The 1,515-nt window shown below is 71.2% G+C and carries 2 protein-coding genes; both read right to left on the bottom strand.

What is annotated here, in order from left to right; all coding sequences use genetic code 11:
* On the bottom strand, positions 1-702 hold a 702-nt coding region (locus tag VGV06_03590), incomplete at its 3' end, for a HAMP domain-containing protein (GenBank protein HEV2054239.1).
* Position 703: 1 nt separating this feature from the next.
* Positions 704-1,402: a response regulator transcription factor gene (locus VGV06_03585; protein HEV2054238.1), complete on the bottom strand. Its 699-nt coding sequence runs from the start codon at positions 1,400-1,402 to the stop codon at positions 704-706.
* Positions 1,403-1,515 lie beyond the last annotated feature (113 nt).

Raw genomic sequence — 1,515 nt, 5'->3', positions numbered from 1 at the left:
ATTGGCCAGGAGCTCCTTTTGTCCCGCGATCAGCCGTTCGATGCGCTCGGCCATGTCGTTGAAGGCGTGCGTCAGCTCCGTGAGCTCGTCCGCCCCACTCCGCTCGCCTATCGGCACGCGCGCGGCGAGGTCGCCCGCCCCCAGCCGGCGCACCGCCTCGGTCAGCCGCTCGACGGGGCGCGAGATGCGGCGGGCGAGGAGCGCGGACGCGATGGCGACGAGGACGAGGACCAGGCTCAGGATCAAGGCAGGGCGGGTCAAGGCGGCCCAGAGGGGGCGCTGGTGCGCCGCGCTCACGACGGTGCCGATGACAACGCCCGTTCCCGGCTCGCGCACCGGGCCGGCGGTCGACCAGGCTGGGGTTGGGTGGACGATGCGCCGGCCGGCTCGGGCCTGGCCGAGCTCCTCGGCGGTGAAGGCGGGCGGCTCGGCGCCGGCGGCGGCGAGGACCCGCCCCTCGAGGTCGCGTACCATCAGGTCGATCTCGAGCTCGTCGTGGAGCAGTTTCACGCGGCGCGCGAGCTCCGTTGGGTCGCGGAAGACCTCGCCCACGATCCTGCCCGCGTGGCGCGACGTCCGCCAGGCCGACTCCTGGACGAAGGCGCTGCGGGCGGTGAAGGCGAAGACCAGGCTCGCCGCGATCGCGACTACCAGCAGCACGCCCAGGAAGTGGAGGTAGATTCGCGCGAAGAGGCGGCGCATGTCAGTCGGCCTCGCGGGCGAGCATGTAGCCGACGCCGCGCACGGTCTTGATGTAGCGCGGCTCCTTGGGATCGGGCTCGAGCTTGGCGCGGAGCTTGGCGATGTGGACGTCGATCGAGCGGTCGAAGGCTTCGGCCTGGCCCTTGAGCGTCTCGAGGATCTGGTCGCGCGAGAGCACGCGCCCGGCCGCCCGCGCGAGCGTGGCGAGGAGCTCGAACTCGTGGTGGGTGAGGACACGCCGCTTGCCGCCCACCGTCACTTCTCGCGCGGCAAAGTCGAGCTCGAGCCGTCCCACCCGCAGCCGCGGCGGCGTCCCGGCGGGGCGGGTGCGCCGCAGCACGGCGCGGATCCGCGCCAGGAGCTCACGAGGGTTGAAGGGCTTGGCGAGGTAGTCGTCCGCGCCGACCTCGAGGCCGACCACCTTGTCCACGTCCTCACCCCTGGCGGTCAGCATGATGACGGGCAGGGAGGCCCACTCGGCTGTCGCGCGGATCTTGAGGCAGACCTCGAGGCCGTCCATGCCGGGCAGCATCAGGTCGAGCAGGACGAGGTCGGGGCGGCTCTTGCGGAGCGCGACCAGTCCGCGCGGCCCGTCGCCTGCGGTCGTGACGTCGATCTCGTGCTTGCCGAGATATTCCGCCACCAGGGCGCCGAGGCGTGCGTCGTCGTCGATGAGCAGCGCGGCCGTGCGGTGCGCCATACTGCTACCCTATCACTCCCGCGCGTCAAGACGGTGTGTGCCGCGTGTAAAGAAGTGTGAAGGCACCGGTACTGGGCCAATTTGCTTCGCCATACTTCGTTCTCGGTCGCCAG

It is taken from the genome of Candidatus Methylomirabilota bacterium (assembly GCA_035936835.1).
Taxonomy (GTDB): domain Bacteria; phylum Methylomirabilota; class Methylomirabilia; order Rokubacteriales; family CSP1-6; genus AR37.
Note: the sequence above shows the minus strand (reverse complement) of the source record. Positions and strands in the feature narration are given on the sequence as shown.